The organism is Methylolobus aquaticus (assembly GCF_054172105.1).
In genome coordinates this window covers 237,690-258,947 of sequence record NZ_JBSYXP010000007.1, presented here as the reverse complement: position 1 = coordinate 258,947, position 21,258 = coordinate 237,690, and the positions used below count along the sequence as shown (strand labels likewise).

The 21,258-nt window shown below is 63.1% G+C and carries 8 protein-coding genes; 4 read left to right on the top strand and 4 right to left on the bottom strand.

Going from position 1 to position 21,258, the window contains the following annotated elements:
• Positions 1-84 precede the first annotated feature (84 nt).
• The 3 genes from ACW73L_RS11895 to ACW73L_RS11885 all read left to right on the top strand — a co-directional run bounded on the left by ACW73L_RS11895 (position 85) and on the right by ACW73L_RS11885 (position 8,668).
• Positions 85-387, top strand: a complete 303-nt coding sequence (locus ACW73L_RS11895) for a YceK/YidQ family lipoprotein (protein WP_498922235.1) — start codon at positions 85-87, stop codon at positions 385-387.
• A 736-nt stretch (positions 388-1,123) separates the two neighbouring features.
• Entirely contained in the window at positions 1,124-7,507 is a 6,384-nt protein-coding gene (locus ACW73L_RS11890; protein ID WP_498922233.1) for a peroxidase family protein, read from the top strand.
• A gap of 567 nt (positions 7,508-8,074) precedes the next feature.
• A complete protein-coding gene (locus tag ACW73L_RS11885) occupies positions 8,075-8,668 on the top strand; it encodes an RNA polymerase sigma factor (protein WP_498922231.1) in 594 nt (197 codons plus the stop codon).
• A gap of 830 nt (positions 8,669-9,498) precedes the next feature.
• Here ACW73L_RS11885 and ACW73L_RS11880 read toward each other — a convergent pair.
• The 3 genes from ACW73L_RS11880 to ACW73L_RS11870 all read right to left on the bottom strand — a co-directional run bounded on the left by ACW73L_RS11880 (position 9,499) and on the right by ACW73L_RS11870 (position 18,691).
• Entirely contained in the window at positions 9,499-15,621 is a 6,123-nt protein-coding gene (locus ACW73L_RS11880; protein ID WP_498922229.1) for a peroxidase family protein, read from the bottom strand.
• 236 nt (positions 15,622-15,857) lie between these two features.
• Positions 15,858-16,550 carry an SCO family protein gene (locus tag ACW73L_RS11875; RefSeq protein WP_498922227.1) on the bottom strand — a complete coding sequence of 231 codons (693 nt, stop codon included), beginning with the start codon at positions 16,548-16,550 and terminating at the stop codon, positions 15,858-15,860.
• Between the two features lie 32 nt (positions 16,551-16,582).
• Positions 16,583-18,691 carry a multicopper oxidase family protein gene (locus ACW73L_RS11870; RefSeq protein WP_498922226.1) on the bottom strand — a complete coding sequence of 703 codons (2,109 nt, stop codon included), beginning with the start codon at positions 18,689-18,691 and terminating at the stop codon, positions 16,583-16,585.
• On the opposite strand from ACW73L_RS11870, the gene ACW73L_RS11865 reads away from it, so the two are divergent.
• Positions 18,685-18,951 carry a hypothetical protein gene (locus ACW73L_RS11865; RefSeq protein ID WP_498922224.1) on the top strand — a complete coding sequence of 89 codons (267 nt, stop codon included), beginning with the start codon at positions 18,685-18,687 and terminating at the stop codon, positions 18,949-18,951. The two genes, ACW73L_RS11870 and ACW73L_RS11865, sit on opposite strands and share 7 nt — an antisense overlap.
• Before the next feature lie 993 nt (positions 18,952-19,944).
• On the opposite strand, the gene ACW73L_RS11860 is transcribed toward ACW73L_RS11865, so the two are convergent.
• Entirely contained in the window at positions 19,945-20,979 is a 1,035-nt protein-coding gene (locus tag ACW73L_RS11860; protein ID WP_498922222.1) for an AI-2E family transporter, read from the bottom strand.
• Between the last annotated feature and the right edge of the window lie 279 nt (positions 20,980-21,258).

Sequence of the window (21,258 nt, the reverse complement as noted above, 5' to 3'; positions counted from 1 at the left end):
GGAGTGATCAGCGTGCATGCAAAACCTGGTTTGAGAAACCCTGTTGATCAGGAACGGGGCGCTACTCCCGGCCCCGCGCCTGCCGTGGGTCGGAGTATTATTCTGCTCATCGTCGGTGCGGCGCTCACGGCTTGCGCGAGTATCGAACAGCGCGGTCTGGCCGCGTTCGATCCGCCGCGGTCCGAGCCCTGGACGGTTTATCCAGGTACCCTGCACGATGCGCGGACGGTGCGCGCGGCCTTTGCCGGCGATCATCTCGGCGGCAACGCCTGGCTCAAGGCGCCGGTCGCCTTGCTGGATCTTCCGCTGTCGATCACCGCCGATACGATCTGCCTTCCCTACGACGCGGCAGTCGTTGCCAATACCCCATCTCCTACCGCCCACTGACCCCACGACTGGGCCACCGGAAGGCGTTTCTCCTAGCGCGTCGGCCGGTTCCTCAGAAATGATTACGTCCGTTCCGCTGTAACGGTCCTTGCTTGGGGCAAGGCCGGGCCGGCAAGCGGGAATCACCGGCCCGAGTGGCTCACCGTCCTGCGCTTCGGTGTTCCTCCTGTCATCACAATCTCATCCATATGCCGTTCAGGCTTGCTAGGGGTGGTTCGCGCCACCTCCGGGTGCCGTGTCAAGAGATCTTACACAGCTATCCCTGAGTGGCTGACGGTGCGTGAGCCCAGTTGCCGACGCCAAGGTTTTCGGTCCGACTACGCAGTAGATTGCCAAGCGGGACAGTGACCTGTCTTCGAGTATCGCCTGCTGTGGCCGTGTAGGCCGACGATGTCAATCAACCGCTTCTGGTCGGAAGTTGTACGAGAACAACGCGGTCATCGTTGGGGTGCCGGTTAAGGGTTATTACTGTTATTTCATCTAGTGCAGAACAGTCATTTAGGGGTTTCCCTGAATCCCTGAGGGCTCCTTGCCGGTTATGTAAGCAATTTCTTACATAGTCGAGAGCTATCTCTCTTTGTTTTCTCCAAGAGAGTGCTCGGTTTATTAAAAATAAGGGGTTACCTTGTAGTTTTCGGCGAATTATGCCTCTTGGCACACCCCGTGCTTTAGTCGGCAAACGCCGCTCCGGGCGTCGCGCTGTTGCCGTACCGAAACCACCCGAGGAACAAACTCCATGGTAATGCTCGTCAAGAACGATCTCGAATTCATCCTGAAGCAAATCAAGATCGCCGAAAATCACGTCGATACGAATTACACCGACTACGTCGACGCCCAAGGCAATCCGGTTGGTAATCTCGTGCCTGCGGGACTGCGGACGGTCAGCGGCGAGTACAACAATCTGCTCAATCCCGAGGCCGGATCGGCCGATCAGGTCATGCCGCGGCTGCTGACCCCGATTTACAACACGGCGGGCGACAATCCGTTCATTCCCGGCACGCAGACGACGTCCTACACACAGACGAGCGGGGTGGTCTTCGACGCGCAGCCGCGCATCATCAGCAATCTGGTCGCCGATCAGTCGCTGAACAACCGCGCTGCGATTCTCGCCGCATTGACGGCAGTCGGTGTGCAGAACCCGCAAGCGGCGCTCGCGGCGATCGTCGCTGCGCGCGATGCCGCGACATCCACCGCGGCGAGTCTCGCCGGTGCCCAGGATTCCTACGACGCTGCGTATCAGGCGGCGATCGACGCTGCGGGTGCGCTGCAGCAGGCCGTGCAGGAGGCGCTCGCGGCATTCAACCAGGCAACCGAGGATTACAACACTGCCAACGCCGATGTTGCGGCGAAGCAGGCGGATCTGAACACAGCCAATGCCGCGCTCGCGTTGCTTGAACAGCGTAACCTCGAAATCGCCGACACGCTGCGGCCTGCGGCCGAGCAAGTCGAGGCGGATGCCCTGGCCGCACTGGATGCTGCCCACCTGGCGTTCGATGCCGACCCGAGTCTTGAAAATCAAGCCCTGCTGGATGCGGCCAACTCCGCCTACGTGACTGCCGGCGAGGAAGTGCTGGCGCTGAACGACGAGTTCAGTCTCAACGAAACCGCATTGATCCCTGCGGCGCAGGACGTCGTGGCCGACGCGCAGGCTTTGCTGACGGGTGCTGAACAGGCGCGGGACGAGGCCGTGGCAGCACAGCAGCAGGCGCAGTCCGACCTCCTCGCGGCGCAGGACGCGGCGGATACGCCGACGCCTGAGCTCATCGCGGCGCAGCAGGCCCTGATCGATGCGCAGACCGCCGATGCGAACGCGCAATCGAACCTCCAGGAGACGCTCGACAGCTACGGTGTGACCGTAGACAACGGCACGCTGGTGATTCCCAACGTCGCGACCGACGCTGGGCAATCCGCGCCCTTCAACAGTTTCATGACGCTGTTCGGGCAGTTTTTCGACCACGGTCTGGACTTGATCTCGAAAGGCGGCAGCGGCACGGTGTTCATCCCGCTGCAGCCGGACGACCCCTTGTACGTCGAGGGTAGTCCGACGAACTTCATGGTGCTGACCCGGGCGACCAACCAGCCAGGGCCCGATGGCCAACTGGGTACGGCCGACGACGTGCAGGAGCATGCCAACAAAACGACGCCGTTCATCGACCTCAATCAGGTCTACACCTCGCACGAATCGCACCAGGTGTTTCTGCGCGAGTACGTGCTGAACGCCGAGGGTCAGCCGGTCGCGACCGGGCGGATGCTCGAGGGTGAGCATGGCGGACCGCCGACCTGGGCCGACATCAAGGCACAGGCGAGCACGATGCTGGGCATCGAGCTGTCGGATGCCGACGTGGGACGCGTGCCGCTGCTGGCAACCGATCTCTACGGCAACTTCATCCCCGGTGCGAATGGTTTTGCGCAGATCGTTACCGCCAACGGCCTCGTCGAAGGCAACCCGGCTGCACCGATCGCGGCTGCCGGGGCGATCGCCACGGGGCATGCCTTCCTGGAGGACATCGCCCACAATGCCGCACCCGGTGCGGGCCTGGTCGCCGATGCGGATACCGACATCAGCACCGCGGGCGAGCACCAGCCGGCCGGTACCTATGACAATGAATTGCTCGACGCGCATTTCATCGTCGGGGATGGCCGCGGCAACGAGAACATCGGCCTGACGGCCGTGCACCACGTGTTCCACTCGGAGCACAACCACCGGGTCGACCAGATCAAGGACGTGCTGATTTCCTCGGGCGACGTGGACTTCCTGAACGAGTGGCTGCTGACCGACGTCACCGAGATTCCGGCGGACACCAGCACGCTGGATTGGGACGGCGAGCGGATCTTCCAGGCGGCGCGCTTCAGTACCGAGATGGTCTACCAGCATCTGGTATTCGAGGAGTTCGCGCGCACCATTTCGCCGAATGTCGATCCCTTCGTGTTCTCGAATACAGCGGACATCGACCCGGCGATCGTTGCCGAGTTTGCGCACGTCGTGTATCGCTTCGGCCACTCGATGCTGAACGAGACAGTTGATCGACTCAGTGCCGATGGGCAGACGGCCGATCCGGTGGGCCTGATCGAAGCCTTCCTGAATCCGGTCGAGTACGTGGCCAGCGGTGTCGACTCCCAGGAAGCCGCCGGCGCGATCCTGCGCGGCATGAGTCGTCAGGTCGGGAACGAGATCGACGAGTTCCTGACGGTTGCATTGCGCAACAACCTGGTCGGGCTGCCGCTGGATCTCGCGACGCTGAACATGGCGCGGGCGCGGGAAACCGGCGTGCCCTCGCTGAATCTGGCGCGGGCCGAGTTCTTCGAGCAGACCGGTGACAGTGCGCTGCAGCCCTACGGCAGCTGGTTCGATTTCGCGCTGGAACTGAAGCATCCCGCGTCGATCATCAACTTCATAGCGGCCTACGGCACGCATGCGAGCATCACCGCCGAGACCACGCTCGAGGGGAAGCGCGACGCGGCCACGCTGCTGGTGATCGGCGGGGCCGGCGCCCCGGAGGATCGCCTGGACTTCCTGAACGCCGAAGGGGCTTATGCCGGCGGTACGCTGGGCGGTTTGAACGATGTCGATTTCTGGATCGGCGGCCTGGCCGAAAAGAAAATGCCGTTCGGCGGCATGCTGGGCTCGACGTTCAACTTCGTGTTCGAAGTGCAGATGGAAAAGTTGCAGAACGGCGACCGCTTCTACTATCTGAGCCGCACCCAGGGTCTGAACCTGCTGAACGAACTGGAGGCCGACTCCTTTGCGCACCTGGTGATGCGCAACACCGATCTGGGTAACCCGGATGCGACCCATCTGCCCAGCAGCCTGTTCCTGACGCCGGCCTACATTCTCGAACTGAATCAGTCGCGTCAGAACGTTGCCGATCCGATCCACGCTGACCCGGTCATGCAGGGCATGAGCCCGATGGTGATCCGGCGCGACCTCGACAACGATGGCGACGGCGACTATCTGCGCTACACCGGCGCCGACCACGTCGTGCTCGGTGGCAGCGAAGAGGACGACACGCTGATCAGTGGCGAGGGCGACGACACGCTGTGGGGCGACGGCGGCAACGACCGGCTCGAAGGCGGCATGGGGAATGACCATCTGTTCGGTGGCGCAGGCGACGACATCATCACCGATGCCGGTTCCGACGTGGGCGATGTGATCCACGGCGACGGCGGGAACGATGTCATCAACGGCGGTAACGGGGTCGACCTGATCTTCGGCGGCGAGGGTCAGGACTTCATCTACGGCGGCGTGGACAGCAAGAACGTCAGCGGCGGCCTCGGCAACGACTTCATCACCGGTCCGGCCGGCAATAGCTTCCTGGCCGGCAACGAGGGCGACGACTGGATCGAGGGCGGCGACGGCTTCGATACGCTGGCCGGCGAAAATTCGCAGCTGTTCTTCAACAGCGACATCATCGGCCACGATGTGCTGAACGGGCGCGGCAACGACAACGACTACGACGCCGAGTCCGGCGACGACATCATGTTCCAGGGACCCGGCATCCAGCGCAACAACGGCATGGCCGGATTCGACTGGGCAATCCACAAGGGCGATCCGAACGGCGCCGATTCCGATCTGGGCATCCCGATCTTCGTCAACCAACAGGCCAACATCCTGCGCGATCGCTTCGACATGGTGGAAGGCCTGTCGGGTTGGACCGGCAACGACACCTTGACCGGCCGCGACACCAACATCGGTGCGTTTGGTGCGGCCGCGGGCGCCGCGGCCCAGTTCGATCCGACCGCGCCGTTCGCGTCCTACTCGAATGCCTTGACCGAAGAAGGCGTGGCGCGCATCGACGGGCTAAGCGAACTGGTCGCGCATCTCGACCGAGCGACCTTCACGGTCGCGGGCGAGACCATTACCGCGGTCGTGTTCGACGATGCGCAGGTTCAACGGGATGCAGACGGCAATGTCACGACCCTCTTCGACGGCCCTAACGACATTCTGCTCGGCGGTGGCGGCAGCGACATCCTGCAGGGCAAGGCTGGGAACGACATTCTCGACGGTGACCGCTGGCTGAATGTCCGCATACGGATCAACGATGCACAGGGCAATGCCATCGGTTCAGCCGAGGGCATGAGCAGCCAGGTACGCGATCTGGACGGCAATCTGCTGTACGGCGGACGCACGTTGAACGCGCTGATGTTCGACCGGACGCTCAATCCGGGCCAGTTGGCCATCGTCCGCGAGATTCTCGACGGCGATCCGAGCGATACCGGGATCGACACGGCCGTGTTCGCCGACCTGATGGAGAACTACACCGTCACGGCCAACGATGACGGTAGCCTGACGGTCGCTCACACCGGCTTCGCACAGAACGGTTTGCTGAGACTTCAGCTATCGGACGGCGTCGACCGGCTGTTCAACATCGAGCAGGTGCAGTTCGCCGATCAGACCGTTGAAGCTTCGACGTTCTTCAATCAGGCGCCCGTGATCCTGTCTGACGGGGCCGAAGCGACGGCGGCGCTGACGGTCGACGAGAACACGACGGCCGTAACCCAGGTGCAGGCACTCGACGTCGACGGGCCTCAGCCTGTCGTCTACGCGATCTCCGGTGGTGCCGATGCCGGGCTGTTCCAGATCGATGCGGCGACTGGCGAGTTGCGCTTCATCGACGCGCCGGATTTCGAGGCGCCGGCGGATTCCGATGGCGACAATGTCTTCCAGGTGACGGTGGAAGCGAGCGACGGTGCGCTGGCAGATACGCAGGACCTGTCGATCACGCTGGCCAATGTCGACGAGGCCGCCAGCGGCACGGTTGACATCGTCAGCTTCGACAATGCGGGCGCTTTGGCCAGTCTGACGGCGGGCAACAGCCTGGCCGATCCGGACGGCATCATCGGTGACATCCAGTATCAATGGCAGCGGCAGGTTGCCGGCGACTGGCAGAATATCGCCGGTGCCACGGCAGCGACGGTGACGGGTCTTAGTAACGCGACAGTGCGGGCGACGGCGAATTACACCGATCCCTTCGGCACCAAGACGGTGGCTTCCGAGACGGTGGCGGTGATCACCGGCACCACTGCGGCCAATGCCGTCGTCGGAACGGCCGGCAGCGATCTGATGCTGGGGCTGGGCGGAAGCGATACCCTGACGGGCAATGCCGGCAACGATATCGTGGATGGTGGTGCCGGTGCGGATACCATCCTGGCCACCGTGGACGACGGGGACGATGTCTACCGTGGCGGGGCCGGTGATGCCGATACGTATTCCCTGGCGAATACCTCGGCCGATGCGACGGTCGATCTCGGGGCCGGCACGGCGTCCAGTGCGCAGACCGGCAACGATACGTTGACCGGTATTGAGCGTGTGGTTGGCGGCAGCGGCAACGACTTACTGATCAGTGCCGCGGGTATCGCCAACCGTTTGGCCGGTGGCCAGGGCAACGATACCTATGTGGTGCATGATGCCACCGACCTGGTCGTCGAGGCCGCGGGCGAGGGTACGGACAGTGTATCGGCGTCGGTCAGCTTCACGCTTGCGGCGAACGTCGAGGACTTGACGCTGACGGGTCTCGGCAACCTCAACGGCACGGGGAACGGGGCGGCCAACGTGATCGTCGGCAATGTCGGCACCAATATCCTGAGCGGCGGCGGCGGCGTGGATACGCTGAACGGCGGTGACGGTGCGGATCGCCTGATCGGCGGTACCGGTGCGGATAGCCTGACCGGTGGTGCCGGTCGCGACACCTTTGCGTTCAGCGCCGGCGACAGCAGTCGTTTCGGTGCGACGATCGATCAAGTCACCGATTACGCCAAGGGCGCTGCGGGGCTGGGCGACCTGATCGATTACACGGCGGCGCTCACGCGCGGCGGTTCTGCCGCGGGAGCAACTGCCCTGACGGCATCCGTCAATCAGACGACCGGCGTCGCGACCTTCGCGGCGGGGTCGGGGACGACGTTGGCCGATGCCGTCAACGACATCGCCTTGCGATTCACGTTGTCGGGCGATGCCAACGGCGAGTTCGCGCTGTTCCAGGTGAACCGGGGTGGCAACTTCCACCTTTACATCTCGGACGGGGTGCTCGGAGCTTCCGCCAATGATGTGGTCGTTGAACTGGTCGGCGTCACGTCGGTGAGTGCCATCGACCTGACGGGCGGCGACCTGACCATCACGGCCTAAGCCATCCTCCCACCGTTCTTCGGAGCGCCTGCCCGGTTTGCCGGGCAGGCGTCTTCGGGGTGCGGTGACGATTCCTGGATTCAGGTCTGCAGAGCCGGCACGCCCTCTTCACGTTCAGGCTACAGCGATGTGCCACAGTTTTCGCGGTTCACTCGGTGCCGCCCTTACGGCTGCGCGGCACGCGCAGTGTCATTCTTCTCGTCCACCCCAATCTTTGCTTTATGGCAAGGGCGAACCACGTCGGACTCCGTCTGTCAGCCCCCTTTACATCATCGCCGACATGCGGTGAGACATGGTCTCAAGGCCATGTTTTAAAAGCTTTTATTCACAGGTTTTCGAGTTGGCACGTATTGTGCTAATAATCTGGTCCGGACCCGCAGGGATATGCCGATTCGCATCGAAAAGCCTGATAATGGAAGGGTTTTCCGGTTCGGGATGATATATTAGGAAAAAGCAATAAAAGGACCGGTTTCCGCCATCCCGGCAAGCCCCTTCGCCGCCCAGCTGCGGCTGCCGATAGGGGTCGGCCTGACGCAAACGTTCCGATCAACTCCGAGCACTTCAGCGATGCACGCAGGCAAGAACAAGGCCGACTTGACCGACAACGAACTGCTCGCGCGCGTCAATGAGCGCGATACAGCGGCGTTTCATGTTCTTTACTGTCGGTACTTCCCTTATCTGCGGCGTTTTCTCGCCCGCCTGGGGCAGTGCGACGACAGCATCGATGAGTTGATCAACGACATCATGCTGGTGGTCTGGGAAAGGGCGTCCTCGTTCAACGGGACATCCAAGGTGTCTACGTGGATTCTGGGTATCGCGTACAACAAATCCCTGAAGGCGGCGGCGACGCACGGTGCGCGGCCAAAGCATCTCGACCTCGATGAAGCGGAACCCCTGTTGCCGGGAGTTGCCTGTCAGGGGATCCGCGGGGTAGAAGGCGATGACTGGATGGGTAAGGCGCTGGCCCTGCTCTCCGAGGAGCAGCGCGCCGTCATGGAACTGACCTGCGTGCACGGGTTGCATTACCAGGAGATCGCGCAGATTCTCGGCTGTCCCGAGAACACTGTGAAAACACGGATGTACCACGCCAAGAAGAAGTTGAAATGCCTGTTTGCGGAGGCTCCGGCAGCGGAATTCGTACCCTGCTTCGCATCGCAGTGAGCGAGCGCGGGACATAGCGCCTCAAGCCAACCGGAATCGCCAACCCAATGGATCCACTCCCGCGGGTCCATCGCTTTCTGCGCCGAATACACCGCGGCGGGCGGATATCGAGTCAGTCCCATCACGAGCGGATCCCATCAGGGCTGCAAACACGCGCAGCTAAAACACCGCATCGAACCCGAAGCTTACCTCACTCCAGACTGCGACGACCCGCACCGGGACCCTGGCGGCAAGAGCCGCGCAAGGCTAAACGACTGGTCACCCACTGACGCTTCGTGCCGCCCACGCCGCGACTGGCGCCCGTTCCAGTTGATTGACGTCTTCGCGCGCGGCGCCAGCGGTGCAATCCGTTCCGCACGTATCCCTCTGTGTGTTGCGGTGTCACCCACGGTGTCCGAATGGGATGCCGGCTGCGAGGTTCGACGCGAAAGGAGACGTCACGGCCCGCCGAGATGGCCGGCCACAATTCGATGTTCAGGCGGAGCCCATGGTCTTTCAACTCGCCGCGGCGCAGGCGGAGCAAGATGGGCAGAGTGATGCGTGTCCGAATAGCCGAGGACCCCGACGCTCCCCGAACGGTGCCATGGGGTGGATACTGATGGATCGAGGCCGGGCCCTCAGGCGCCACGGAGCTGCCGCGGTCGTTTTTCGTCGATGGCTCGGATTGAGAATCCGGCGGTAGTCCGGGCAATCGGGAGATGGAACGTTCCCCGGTTGCGCGGAGCAGTTCTGGTGCTTGCCGTCATTGAGCGACAGCATCGTGAGTCGGAGGGCGGTGCCGGCGAGGGGGGCGGTGTGCGCACCCTGTTCGCCGGCAACCGCGGTACGGGCTATGCCGTGATCGTCAGATCGCCCCCGGCGAGGTTGATCGATGTGACCGTGGTCACGCCCACCAGTTCGACATGGACATCGTTCGCACCGGCCCCGGCCACACCATCCGAGATGAACAGGTGGTAATTGCCGGCGCCACCGACGCGGAACAGGGCAAACTCGCCGGCTGCATTGGTCGCCGCCGTAAACCGCGCGGCAATGTCACCGATGGCGTCCGCCAAGGTCCCCCCGGACCCGGCCGCGAAGGTGGCCACTCCTGTCGTCTGGTTGATGGAGGCCTGGGTGGCCGTGGCAGCGGCGCCAGAGCCGCCGCGCGCCAGCGCAACGGTGAAATCGATTAGATCGCCGATACCCGCGCCGCCTTTGGCGTAGTCAGTGATCGAGTCGAAGGTCGCAGCCGATGCGCTGCTATCGCCTGCCGCGAACGCGAACGTATCTCGACCGGCGCCGCCGGTCAGGGCATCGACCCCGACGCCTCCGATAAGGCGATCGGCGCCCCCGGCGCCGTTCAGCACGTTGTTGCCGACGTTCCCGCCCAGGATGTTTGCGCCCCCGTTGCCCGTGCCGTTGATGTTGCCGATGCCAAGAAGCGTGAGGTTCTCGACGTTGGCGGCCAGGATGTAGGTGATCGAGGTCTGCACGGTGTCGGTACCGCCACCCGCGGCCTCGACCACGATATCTCCGGCATCCTGGATCTGGTAGGTATCGTTTCCCGCACCTCCCGTCAGACGGTTGTTGGTGCCTGCCCGGCCGATCAGCAGATCGTTACCCGAACCGCCAACGGCGTTTTCGATCGCCAGCAAGGTGTCCGAGCCCGTCTGTGCGCTCGTCGCGGTACCCGTACCGAGATCGATCGTCGCATCCGCCGTGGTGTTGGCCAGCGAATAGGTGTCGGTGCCGGCGCCGCCCCGATAGTCGTCATCCCCGTCGTTCACGCTGGCGAGGAGCGTATCGCCACCACCGCCGCCATCGACGATGTCGTTGCCGGCCGCGCCGGTCAGCGTATCGTTACCGGTCAGACCGAGGATCAGATCGTCGTTGGCGGTGCCGACGACCGTATTGTTGGTCGTCGTGCCGGTGATCACCGCCAGTGCGCCGGAGGCCACCGTCTTGACGCCGAAGCCGTCGTCATAGCTGGCCGTCGCCCGCACCGTGGCGTTGCTGAGGCCGGTTACGGTCGCTGCCGTTGCCCCGGCGATGTTCTGCCAGTTGCCGCCTACCTGCCGCTGCCACTGGTACTGGATCCCGCCAACGATACCGTCGGGGTCGGCCAGATCATTGGTTGCCGTCAGGCTCGCCGTCGCGCCGGTGTTTGCGTACGAGGCAATACCGACGTTGCCGGAACCGGCCTCGTCGACATTGTTCAGCGTGATGGAGAGGTCCTGCGTGACGGCGAACAGCCCATCGCTGACCTCGACCGTGACGTCGTACAGGTTATCGCCATCGGCATCGCCCGGCGTCTCGAAGTCCGGCGCGTCGATGAAGCTGAGGTCACCCGTCGTCGCATCGATCTGGAACAATCCCGCATCCGCACCGCCGGCGATCGCGTAGCTGAGTGTCTGCGCCGGCACGTCGGTGTCCACGGCCGTCACCGTCGTGACGAAGGTCGTGTTTTCGTCCAGGGCGGGTGCAGGATCCGACGTGAACGTCGGCGCGCTGTTCTCGACCGCGACATCCAGCACCGTAACCGATAGCGTCTGCGTATCCGTCAGGGCACCATCGCTGACCTCTACGGTGACCTCGTAGACGCCATCCCCGTCGGCGTCCGCCGGCAGTTCGAAATCCGGCGCGGTGATGAAGCTCAAGCCGTTCTCGAACGGCGTTGCGGTCGGCAGCAACTCGAACAAGTCCGCGTCGGCACCACCGATGATCGAGAAGACCGGATCGAGGGGTCCATCGACGTCGAGCACGCTGATGGTCGTCGCCAGCGTCGTGTTCTCATCAATGGCGACAGCGGCGGTCTCCAGCGCACCGTCACTGATGATTTCCGGCGGGGTGTTGGCACCGAACAGATCCGCGACAGCCACCTGAAACCCTTCGAACTCGAGATATTCGACGTTGAACACCCGGTCGATGCCGTCACGAATTTGCGCACCGCCGCCACCGCCGCCGCCACCCAGGCCGAGTGCCGAATTGTGCGCCACGGTAATGCTGCCGTCGTCGTTGAGCGTCAGCGTGTAATTGGTCATGACGTCGGCAAACACCGCAGTATCAACGCCGGTGTCGAGTTCGTCCCCATCGACGATCTCGCGCTCCGTGACCAGTTGCCCCGGATTCAAGGTGCGATCGAGCATCAAGGCGCTCAAGGCGCGGCCGCCATAGAGCGCGTTGCCCGCGGCGTCCCGCACTGCGCTGGTCATGTTGTTGGCCCAGCCGAGCGCATTGCCGGCAGCGTCATTGACGCGAATCCGAACATTAAGCCAACGATCGCCGTCGATGATGTCGTCACCGCTCATGCCGAACAGCCGGTCACTGCCACCACCGCCCAGCAGGATATCGGACGGCGTGTCGATCATCGTCAGATTGCCGGCGACGTCAGGCACGAGGGCGCCCGGATCCAGCACGACGACATTGATGGTTTCCGTACCCACGGTCAGCGTCGCCCGATCCAGATGCGCCACCAGGGTGTCGAGCCCGATGATTCGAGCAACGCCCTCCTCGGTCAGTACATTGGCGTAGGAGAGGAACGGGGCGGCGGGATCCGGCTGCAGGCCACCGGGCTCGCCGACCCCCAAAAAGCCGCCGGTCAGTACGTCCCGGCCGGTCAGCGTGTCGTCATGGATCCAGCCGGACAGGCCCTCGACCTGGTCGAAGCGATCGAGCAGCAGCAGCTCCGGCGCAGTCACGAAGATCGGGATGCCCAGGTCGGTATTGGCGGCAGCCGAATCGCCCTTGTGGATGGCCCAGTCGAAGCCAGCCAGGCCGTTGTTGGTCTGTACGCCGGGACCCTGGAACATGATGTCGTCGCCCGACTCGGCGGTGTAGGTGCTGTCGTTGCCGCGCCCGTTCAGCACATCGTGACCGATCAGGGTGCTGTTGAAGAGCGGCGCCCCGTTGTCGCCGATGAGTGTGTCGACCCCGACGCTGCCCTCAAGCCAGTCGTCACCCTCGCTGCCCTGGATCACGCTGCCGCCGGTCGCTCCGGCAATGAAGTCGTCGTCGAGGCCGCCGGTCAGCGTATTGGTATCCGTGCCACCGAAAATGAAATCCTGACCGCTGCCCCCGATGATCACATCCAGACCGGCGCCGCCGTTGATGACGTCGTGACCCGCGTCACCGTGGATCGTGTCGAAGAGCGTCGAGCCGGAATCCGTGATGACGTCGTCGCCGTCGCCACCGAAGATACGATCGTTGCCCGCTCCCCCTTCGAGCCGATCGTTACCGCCGTCGCCCCACAGGGTGTCGTCATCGAGACCGCCGATTAGCGTGTCATTCTCGTTGGTGCCGCCCAGCACGACCTGATCGTTGCCGGTGTAGCGCAGATAGTCGCCGTCGCCGTCGCTGTCGGTATCGCGTCGCACGACCATCGGATTCGTGGCCTGCAGTGCCGGATTGCTATGGACCGGATCGGGCACGTTCTGCAGCGTCGGATCCATTTCGAGGATATAGTCGGGCTGCAGGAACATGGCGCCGGGTAGATGGGTTGCACCGTCTTTACCGAGATCGGTGTTCCGCATGACCAGTTCCGCGAACGAATCGGCTTCCAGTTCGTTCAGCAGGTTCATGCCGGCCGTCCGGCTCAGATAGTAGAAGCGGTCGCCGGTTTGCAGTTTCTCCATCTGCACTTCGAACACGAAATTGAACGTCGTGCCCAACATGCCGCCGAACGGAATCTTCTGTTCGGCCAGACCGCCGATCCAGAAATCGACGTCGTTCAATCCACCGAGTGCACCGCCGGAGTACACTCCCTCGGCATTCAGGAAGTCCAGGCGATCCGCAGGCTCTCCCGCGCCCCCGAACACCAGCAGAGCGGCGGCGTCGCGCTTGGCTTCCAGCGTGAGCGCCCCGGTAATAGAACTGTGCGTGCCGTAGGCCGCAATGAAATTGACGATCGAAGCAGGGTGCTTGAGGTGCAGCGCAAAATCGGCCCAACTGGCATAGGGCGCCAGGGTGCTGTCGCCGGTTTGCTCGAAAAACTGCGCGCGCGCCACATTCAGGGCCGGCACGCCGGTTTCTCGCGCGCGGGTCATGTTCAGCGTCGGCAGATCGAGCGGCAAGCCGACCAGATTGTTGCGGAGCGCCCCGGTGACGAACTCATCGATTTCGTTGCCGACCTGGCGGGTCATGCCGCGGATGATGGCACCTGCTGCCGCATCGGAGTCGATGCCGCTGGCCGCGAACTCGACCGGATTCAGAAAGGCCTCGATCAAACCGATCGGGTCGGCCGTCTGGCCGTCGGCACTGAGGCGGTCGACGGTCTCCGTCAGCATCGAGTGGCCGAAGCGGTACACGACGTTCGCGAACTCGGAAACGATCGCCGGATCGATGTCGACACTGGTGTTGCCGCCGAAGGCATCGATCGTCGGTGAGACGGTGCGCGCGAACTCCTCGAATACCAGATGCTGATAGACCATCTCGGTGCTGAAGCGGGCGGCCTGGAACAGCCGCGCGCCATCCCACTGCAGTGTGCTGGTATCGGCGGGGATCTCCGTGATATCGGTCGCCAGCCATTCGTTCAGGAAGTCGACATCACCCGAGGACAGCAATACGTCCTTGATCTGCTCGACGCGCTGGTTGTGTTCGGAATGGAACACATGATGCACCGCCGTCAGGCCGATGTTCTCGTTGCCGCGACCGTCGCCGACGACGAAATGCTTGTCGAGCAGTTCATCGTCGTAGGTGGTCGCGACACCGAACTCGTTCAGCGGTATCGCGTTGCCGGCCACGGTGTCCCCATCGGCCGTGCGCGCGATGTCCGGCGTTGCCGGATTCCGGTCGTGATCGACCATCCCCGGCGCCGCGGTGTGCGCGATGTCGACCAGAAAGGCATGGCCGGTCGCCAGCGCATTGGACGCCAGTACCGGCGCCAGCGGATTGCCTTCGACCAGGATCGGCGACCCAGGCGTGTCGGTGACCAGCTGCGGGAAGCCGTTGGCGCCCGGAATAAAGTTGCCGTAGAGGTCGGTCGCGACCAGCGGCACTCGCTCCACGGCCTGGTCGGACAACTGGATACCCAAGATATTCGCCGCCTGCTCCTTGATGTCCGCCCAGGTGGGCGGGCCGCCGTTGGCGCCCGCCAGCATCCGCCCGGTCGCGACCGGCACGCCGTCGGCGTTCAGCACGTACTCGCGCAGGAAGACCTGATGGGATTCATGCGAGGTGTACAGCTGGTTCAGGTCAATGAAGGGCGTCGTCCGGTTGATCTGGGTATCGTCCGCGGTGCCCAGCACGCCGTCAGCCCCGGGGCTGCGCGTGGCGCGCGTCAGCACCATGAAATTGGTCGGACTTTCCGGATCGTACAGCGGATCGTCCGGCTGCAATGGTATGAACACCAGGCCGTTGCCGCCCTTGTCGGTCAGGTCCAGACCGTGGTCGAAGAACTGCCCGAACAGTGTCATGAAGCCGCTGAAGGGAGGACCCTGCCCGACGTCGGTCGCGACGTTCGGAATCACGACGCTGCCGTTGTCGACGACGACACCGTATTGGTCGAGGGTCGCTTGCAAGTCGTCCTGCAAGTCCGCGTCCTCAGGGTCCGCGGCGGCGGCATCGCGAGCCGCCACGATCGCGGCCAGGGCCTGTTGCGGATTATTGGTGTTGTTGGCTTCCAGCGCCGCGAGGATCGCCGAGTCATTGTTCAGCGACTGGTCGACCACGAGGTTGCTGATAGTCCGTGGCTGGGAATCGATCACGACGCCGTTGGTCTGCGTGTACGAGGTCCCCTCCTCACCCTCCCGATAGTAGGGGTCCAGCAGTCGGGGCATCGGCTGATCGGCCGACCCGGCCAGCGGGTTCACCAGGTTGTTGTACTGCCCGCTAACGGTCCGGAGGCCCCAGGGCAGCAGGCTGGGCACCGGCACACCCTGCCCGTCGACGTACTCGGTGTAGTTCGTCGCGACGTGATTCTCGGCAATCTTGATTTGCTTCAGGATGAAGTTCAGATCGTCTTTATTGAGCATGACCATGGTGAAGAATTCCTACAATAAGGATTGTGGCAATGGAGAGAGCACCCAATACGCAGAGCGGCTGGCCGCAACGCTCTCTGTTGTTCGGGCAGTGCTGGCCTGCCTGGAATCATCGACGTGGTTCCAGTTCGGTCACGCTGCCGTGTGCAAGACCCAGTGCAATTCAGGGCCGCCCCGGCCGCAATTCCGTTCGCGCGGAGTGAGGCCGGGGCCGATCGAATGATGTCTGGCGTCGTCTAGGTCGCTACCCGAGCGGGAACGCTCCCGGTCATCTCGGGGAGCGTCGGTCGTCGACCATTCGGCTCCATCCACTCCACATAGCGCGCGATGTACTTCGGCTTGGTCATCGCACTGCACATTCCCCACCGTTCCAGGCGCTCGATGCCGAATTTGACGGCACCGACATGGTTATCTGCCTGACGATCGAGCAAGGGATCCGTTCGGTACAGGCCGAACTTCCGGCGAATCAGGTTGAGATTTTCCGTGTTGCCGGTAATGAACCGCCAGCCGGGGCCAACCTTGAACAACTCGGCGTATGCCTTCAGCCGTTCGACGGTGTCGTACTCGGCGTCGAGGGAGACCGAGTACAGGAACACGTCACGACCCATGCGGTCACCGAATTCCGCCTGGACTTTCTTCAGATTCGCGGTCGTGCCGGGGCAGGTCCCGTTGCAGCGGGTAAACATGAAATTGACCAGGACGATCTTGTCCTTGATCAGATCATCATAGAACTGATACGGCTTGCCCTCGTGGTCGACCACCGGGACGTTGGGGAACCGGCGACGGCGGCGCTCGTCGGCACTCGGCCGCTCGGATGGCGCTGCGCCAGCGGCCTGGGCCAGGGCGAATGGCGCGGCGGTCGCTGCCGCAACGCCGGCCGAGACACCCGCCAACCGGGTCAGGAATGCACGTTTACTGATCTCGTTCATTAAGCTTCCTATCGCGTTGGGTGGAGCGCTGTTTACAGGCCGGCGTTGGGATCGGTCGGGGGCACGATCATGAAGCGGAACATCATGGCGTGGTCCTCGTGCACGACGTTATGGCAGTGGACCGGGTAGTCGCCGTACCAGTCGCGGAACTGAATCCTGAAGGTGATGCTTCCGGTATTGCGGATGCCCATCCCGCCATTGCCGATGCGCACGACATCCTTGCGGCTGTAATCCTCGGAGGAGACGGCTACCGGTACCAGATTGCGGGCGGTGAGCTGGAATTCCTCGTGATGGATGTGGACCGGATGGCCCCAGCCGCCGCCGGAAGTCCAGGTCCATTCCTCGCATGTCCCTTCGATCGGAAATGCGCTGATGACATCCGGATCGAACAGCTGCCCGTTGACGACCCACTGTGCACCGGCTGCGGTGAAGGAGAAGGAGCGCGTCCGGGCAGGCGGCGGCAGCACCGGCAGCGGCAGCAGGCTCGGCATCGCCAGCAACTTGGCCTTGCTGGTGCTGATGTCGGCGCCGCCGGACAGTGCACCGACACGTAGTTGCAGGATTTGCGTCGCGTCACGCTGCCTGGGGTCGATGCTGGTGGCCCTCAAGGTGCCCGCGGGACCCTCCGGCGCGACCTGATCCAGTCGGTTCTCCATGTAGATGATCGTGCCCTGCGGCACCTCGGCGAAGTCGAGGATGATGTCGGCGCGTTCCGCGACTCCCAGCCGGATGCTGCCGAGGCCCAGTGCCTTTGGGAGCAAGTTGCCGTCGTTGGCGATGCGGACGAAGCCGAGTGGGGTGTTCGTCGTGGCGCCCGGCTTGCGGTACGAGAACGACAACTCGTAGTAGCGCGAGGGTCCGCTGTTGAGCAGGCGGAACCGGTAACGACGGCGCTGGACGTTGAGATACGGCTTGATCTTGAAGTTGCAGGTGACCAGATCGCCGAGGAAGCCGTTGAAGTCCTGGGTGTCCATGTACAACTCGCCGCCGTTGGCTGGATCGAAGCGCTTGTCCGCCAACAGGATCGGGATGTCGTACTCGCCACTGGGCAGTCCGAGACCGCGTTCGGCAAGTTTTGAGCTATTGCCCTTGCCGGTATCGAGGTTGATGTCGTCACTGAACAGCGTGTAGAACGACGCCATGCCCTTGTAGGTGTTCTGCGCCGTGAAATCCATCCGGTGGTCGTGGAACCACAGGGTGCTTTGCGTCTCCCGGTAGTCCCCGGGGCACTGGCGGGCGACCTTGTCCGGTCCGATAAAAGTCGTGCCGTTCCTGTGTGTGCTGGCAAAGCCGGCACGCACGTTCGGGTACCAGTAATCGAAGAATTCGCCCGAGATGCTCCAGCGCAGCGGCCCGCCATCCGATTCCGGCGGGTTGTGCGCGTTGTGCAAGTGCATCGTGCAGTTGTCGATGCCGAAGCCCCGATTGTCGACCGGGCAGCTGTTGTACAGACGGACCAATGCCGGTTCACCGTAGCGGGCGTTGATGCGCACGACGCCGGCGGCGTTGGAGTTCAGGTCGTGGTAGATCCAGACCTTGGACGGCAGGATCGGTTGCCCGGCGACTGCCGCGCTGGGCGGATAGAAGCTCCAATCGGCCTCGCGACACTCCAGTTCATACATCTTCCCGTTGAACTGACCGGAGCTGACCAGTTGCCCGTTTTCGTAGACCGGATCGACGTTGCCGAATTCGGCCCAGCGCTGGTGGGGCTCCAGCCGCGCTTCGTAGTACTCCTCGTCCTGCCCGTGGCCGGGATTGTTGCGCACATGGGCCTGCAAACCGTTGGCGGTGACATAGTCGCGGGTCCACGGCTGATTCTGCGGCGGCGGTCCGTGCATCGTCGTGGTCGGCTGGCATACCTCGGGGATCGGCATCGGTTGCACGAAGGCCCAGGCCGTGTTCCACGGGCTGACCACGATCGGTGCCGGCACGACCTGTGCGTTGCCGCTGCGCGGTGCCAGCAGTGCGCCACCCCCCAGCGTCGCTGCAGCGGCCCCGGCACCGGCCGTTGCGCCCAGCTTCAGGAGGTCCCGGCGGGCGGTATTCACGCCCGCACCGTTTATTGCCGACGGTTCATCCGCGACGCGTATGTCGGGTTCTTGGGGATGTTCCGATACCTGATCCGGATTGCACTGTGTCATTGCGTTCGCCTCTTCATTGCACTTTGTTATTACGTTCTTTTGAATACGAATTCGTTCGTTGCGCCTCGATGCGCTATCTGCTGACGGCCGCCAAAAAGCCCAAAAAAGTACCCCGCGATAAAAACCGTGAGCGGTGTGTGGAAATTGGGTGTGAGCAGCGCGTGAAAGGCAGCCGCTACCGTGCGACGCCTGGATCAGCGCTGATTTGGCCTAAAGCAATAGCTGCTCTGACCGCGCCGTGGCGCGGCTTAAGCTACTGAGTCTCTGAGGTGTTCTGGTGTCGGGGCAGGCGTCCCGAACGCAGGTTCGGAGTCAGTATCCCGTGACGCAAAGGATCCTGACGGTGTGGTCGGAGGGGCTGTGCCTGAGGGGCGGAAAGGAGTGAGGGTGGATATCATCACGGCTGCGGTCTCTGAAATGCTTGATCGAAATCGTCCGATAGCGCACTAGCCCCCACAAACTGAGTACGCTTTGGTCAGAATACGTAGCATATTTGTTAAGCGCAATACGTAAAATTACGTAGAAAAGTAAGGGACAGGCTTATTCGGAGACGGGGTATAGCTGGTTTCCCCCGGTCGATGTTGCCCGTTGGGGTCCTGGTTCAACGGCTGCGAGTGCCTCGGATTCAATGGTCTGCCAAGTGACGCCGCAGCGTACCGCTTGAGGCGATCTCTGATGGCGGTTTGGTCGGATCTTTCCGGTTCATCCCTGGGAAACAGGGAACACCTCTAAGGCATCAGGGAAGGCCTGCCTCTCTGCTCGGGACGCTACCCGTGCCGCACTCGTGTTGCTGCTGCGGTTCGCTGAACGCGTGCGATCCCTAACGACGTTCGGGATCGCGAGTGAGGGAGGGTGCTGGCATCCTGATCGATGGTGCTATTGCTAAGGCAGTAGCGAATGGAGACCGCAGTTGCCGTGTCGAGGTGCGGGGTGCCAGCGCCACCGGCCTGGCTGTTGAGATCCCGGGAGATGTCATCGCTTCGGGAGCGGGTAGGGGCAGTATCGAGTTAGCTGAGCCGCCACGACGACCGCTTCGACACGATCCGTGACGTCTCTTCGCGGATTGCGCTGACGCTGAAGGCCGGTCGCGCCAGCGTATCGATGATGCCTGGCAGCGGCAGGGCAGTCCCCGGTGACTTGCGAAGGGCGCTCCAGGCATGCTGGTCGGGGGGCACCTGCTCCCGATGGGCCGTCCCGGCTCCGCATGGGCCAGCTCCGGATCGCTCGGTGTGGACTGCGGACCGCGGCGCCCGTCAGCCTTCTATCCATTCCTTATATAGCGTGTAGCTGACCGCCAGCAGCGTGGCACCGAGAAACGCGCCGATGAGGCCCCAGGTCAGTACGCCGCCGATGACTCCGATAAAGATCACGATCAGTGGCAGCCCCAGTTCCTTGCTGATGTAGGCGGGCTTGATGAAGTGATCGACCGTGTTCAATGCCGTGCCCCACGCCACAATGCCCAGCGCCCAGGGCAGCTGACCGTGGTAGAAGAGCCACAGGGCGGCCGGTATCCACACCAGGGAGGTGCCGAGTTGGGCCAGGGACAGCACGAAGCCGGCGAAACCCAGCAGTGGCGCGCCTGGCACGCCGGCCAGAGCCAGACCCAGGCTGAGCAGCATGGCCTGAACCACGGCCATCCCGACGATACCGAACATGACGGCACGTATCGTGCGCGCCACGGCGCCGACCAGTCGCGGGCCATTGGCAGCGCCAAGACGTTCCACTGTCGTTCGGACCCAATGCGCCGCCGTCTCGGCATGTAGGTAGAGGAGGCCCGTCACGATCACCGCGAGCAGAATCTCGACCATGGCCGTCAGGAGATGGACGCCCTGCGACAGTAGCCAATGACTGGTCTGCCCGATCCAGGGTTGTACGGTGCCCGCCATGCTGGCGGTGTCGGCCGTCATATCGCTCCAGCTCTGGTGCAGCAGGGGACCGATCATCGGGATCGCATCCAGCCACAAGGGGATCTTCTGCGGCAGAATCGTCGCCAGATCGTTGGCGACCCTGGCCAATTCGTGCACGTGCCGGGCTAGCGATCCCCCGAGGAACCCGAGGGGCAGTACGAACACCGTCAGCAACAGCGTGCTCATCAGCAGGGCGAGCACTTTCCGCGATAGCCCGGAGCGCCTTTCCAGTCGGCGAAAGATCTCCCATGTCGAAACGCACAGCACGCCGGCCCATAGGAGAGCACCCAGAAATGGCCGGACGACCTCGAACGAGGCGAGCGCGACCAGACCGATGGCCACATAGCGTAAAACAACCGCGAAGTTTTCTTTTGAAGTCATGGCAGGGAGGGTTCGGAATGGCTGAGGCGCGTGGCCACGCTGTGGGAGCCCGGAACAAATCTAAGCCGCTCTAAGTTAGGCTGTTAGTGTAACGGTTTGGCGATCCGCGGTGCGCGCCATCCCGAATATCGGGGAAGGGCCGCGGGAACGGAGGTAGAAATCGAGATATGAGGGGCAGTTGATGAACTGCCCCTGACGACACAGAAACGATGGGCTGGAAGCCTCTATGCGGTCGTGTCGCCTCTTTCGTCGCGGTGCCGAATGAGGCACGATGTGCCC

Excerpts from the sequence above, each read along its gene's own strand:
- ACW73L_RS11860 (WP_498922222.1), bottom strand. The coding sequence starts at position 20,979 with ATGACTTCAAAAGAAAACTTCGCGGTTGTTTTACGCTATGTGGCCATC.
- ACW73L_RS11890 (WP_498922233.1), top strand. The coding sequence starts at position 1,124 with ATGGTAATGCTCGTCAAGAACGATCTCGAATTCATCCTGAAGCAAATC.
- ACW73L_RS11880 (WP_498922229.1), bottom strand. The coding sequence starts at position 15,621 with ATGGTCATGCTCAATAAAGACGATCTGAACTTCATCCTGAAGCAAATC.
- ACW73L_RS11885 (WP_498922231.1), top strand. The coding sequence starts at position 8,075 with ATGCACGCAGGCAAGAACAAGGCCGACTTGACCGACAACGAACTGCTC.
- ACW73L_RS11870 (WP_498922226.1), bottom strand. The coding sequence starts at position 18,691 with ATGACACAGTGCAATCCGGATCAGGTATCGGAACATCCCCAAGAACCC.
- ACW73L_RS11875 (WP_498922227.1), bottom strand. The coding sequence starts at position 16,550 with ATGAACGAGATCAGTAAACGTGCATTCCTGACCCGGTTGGCGGGTGTC.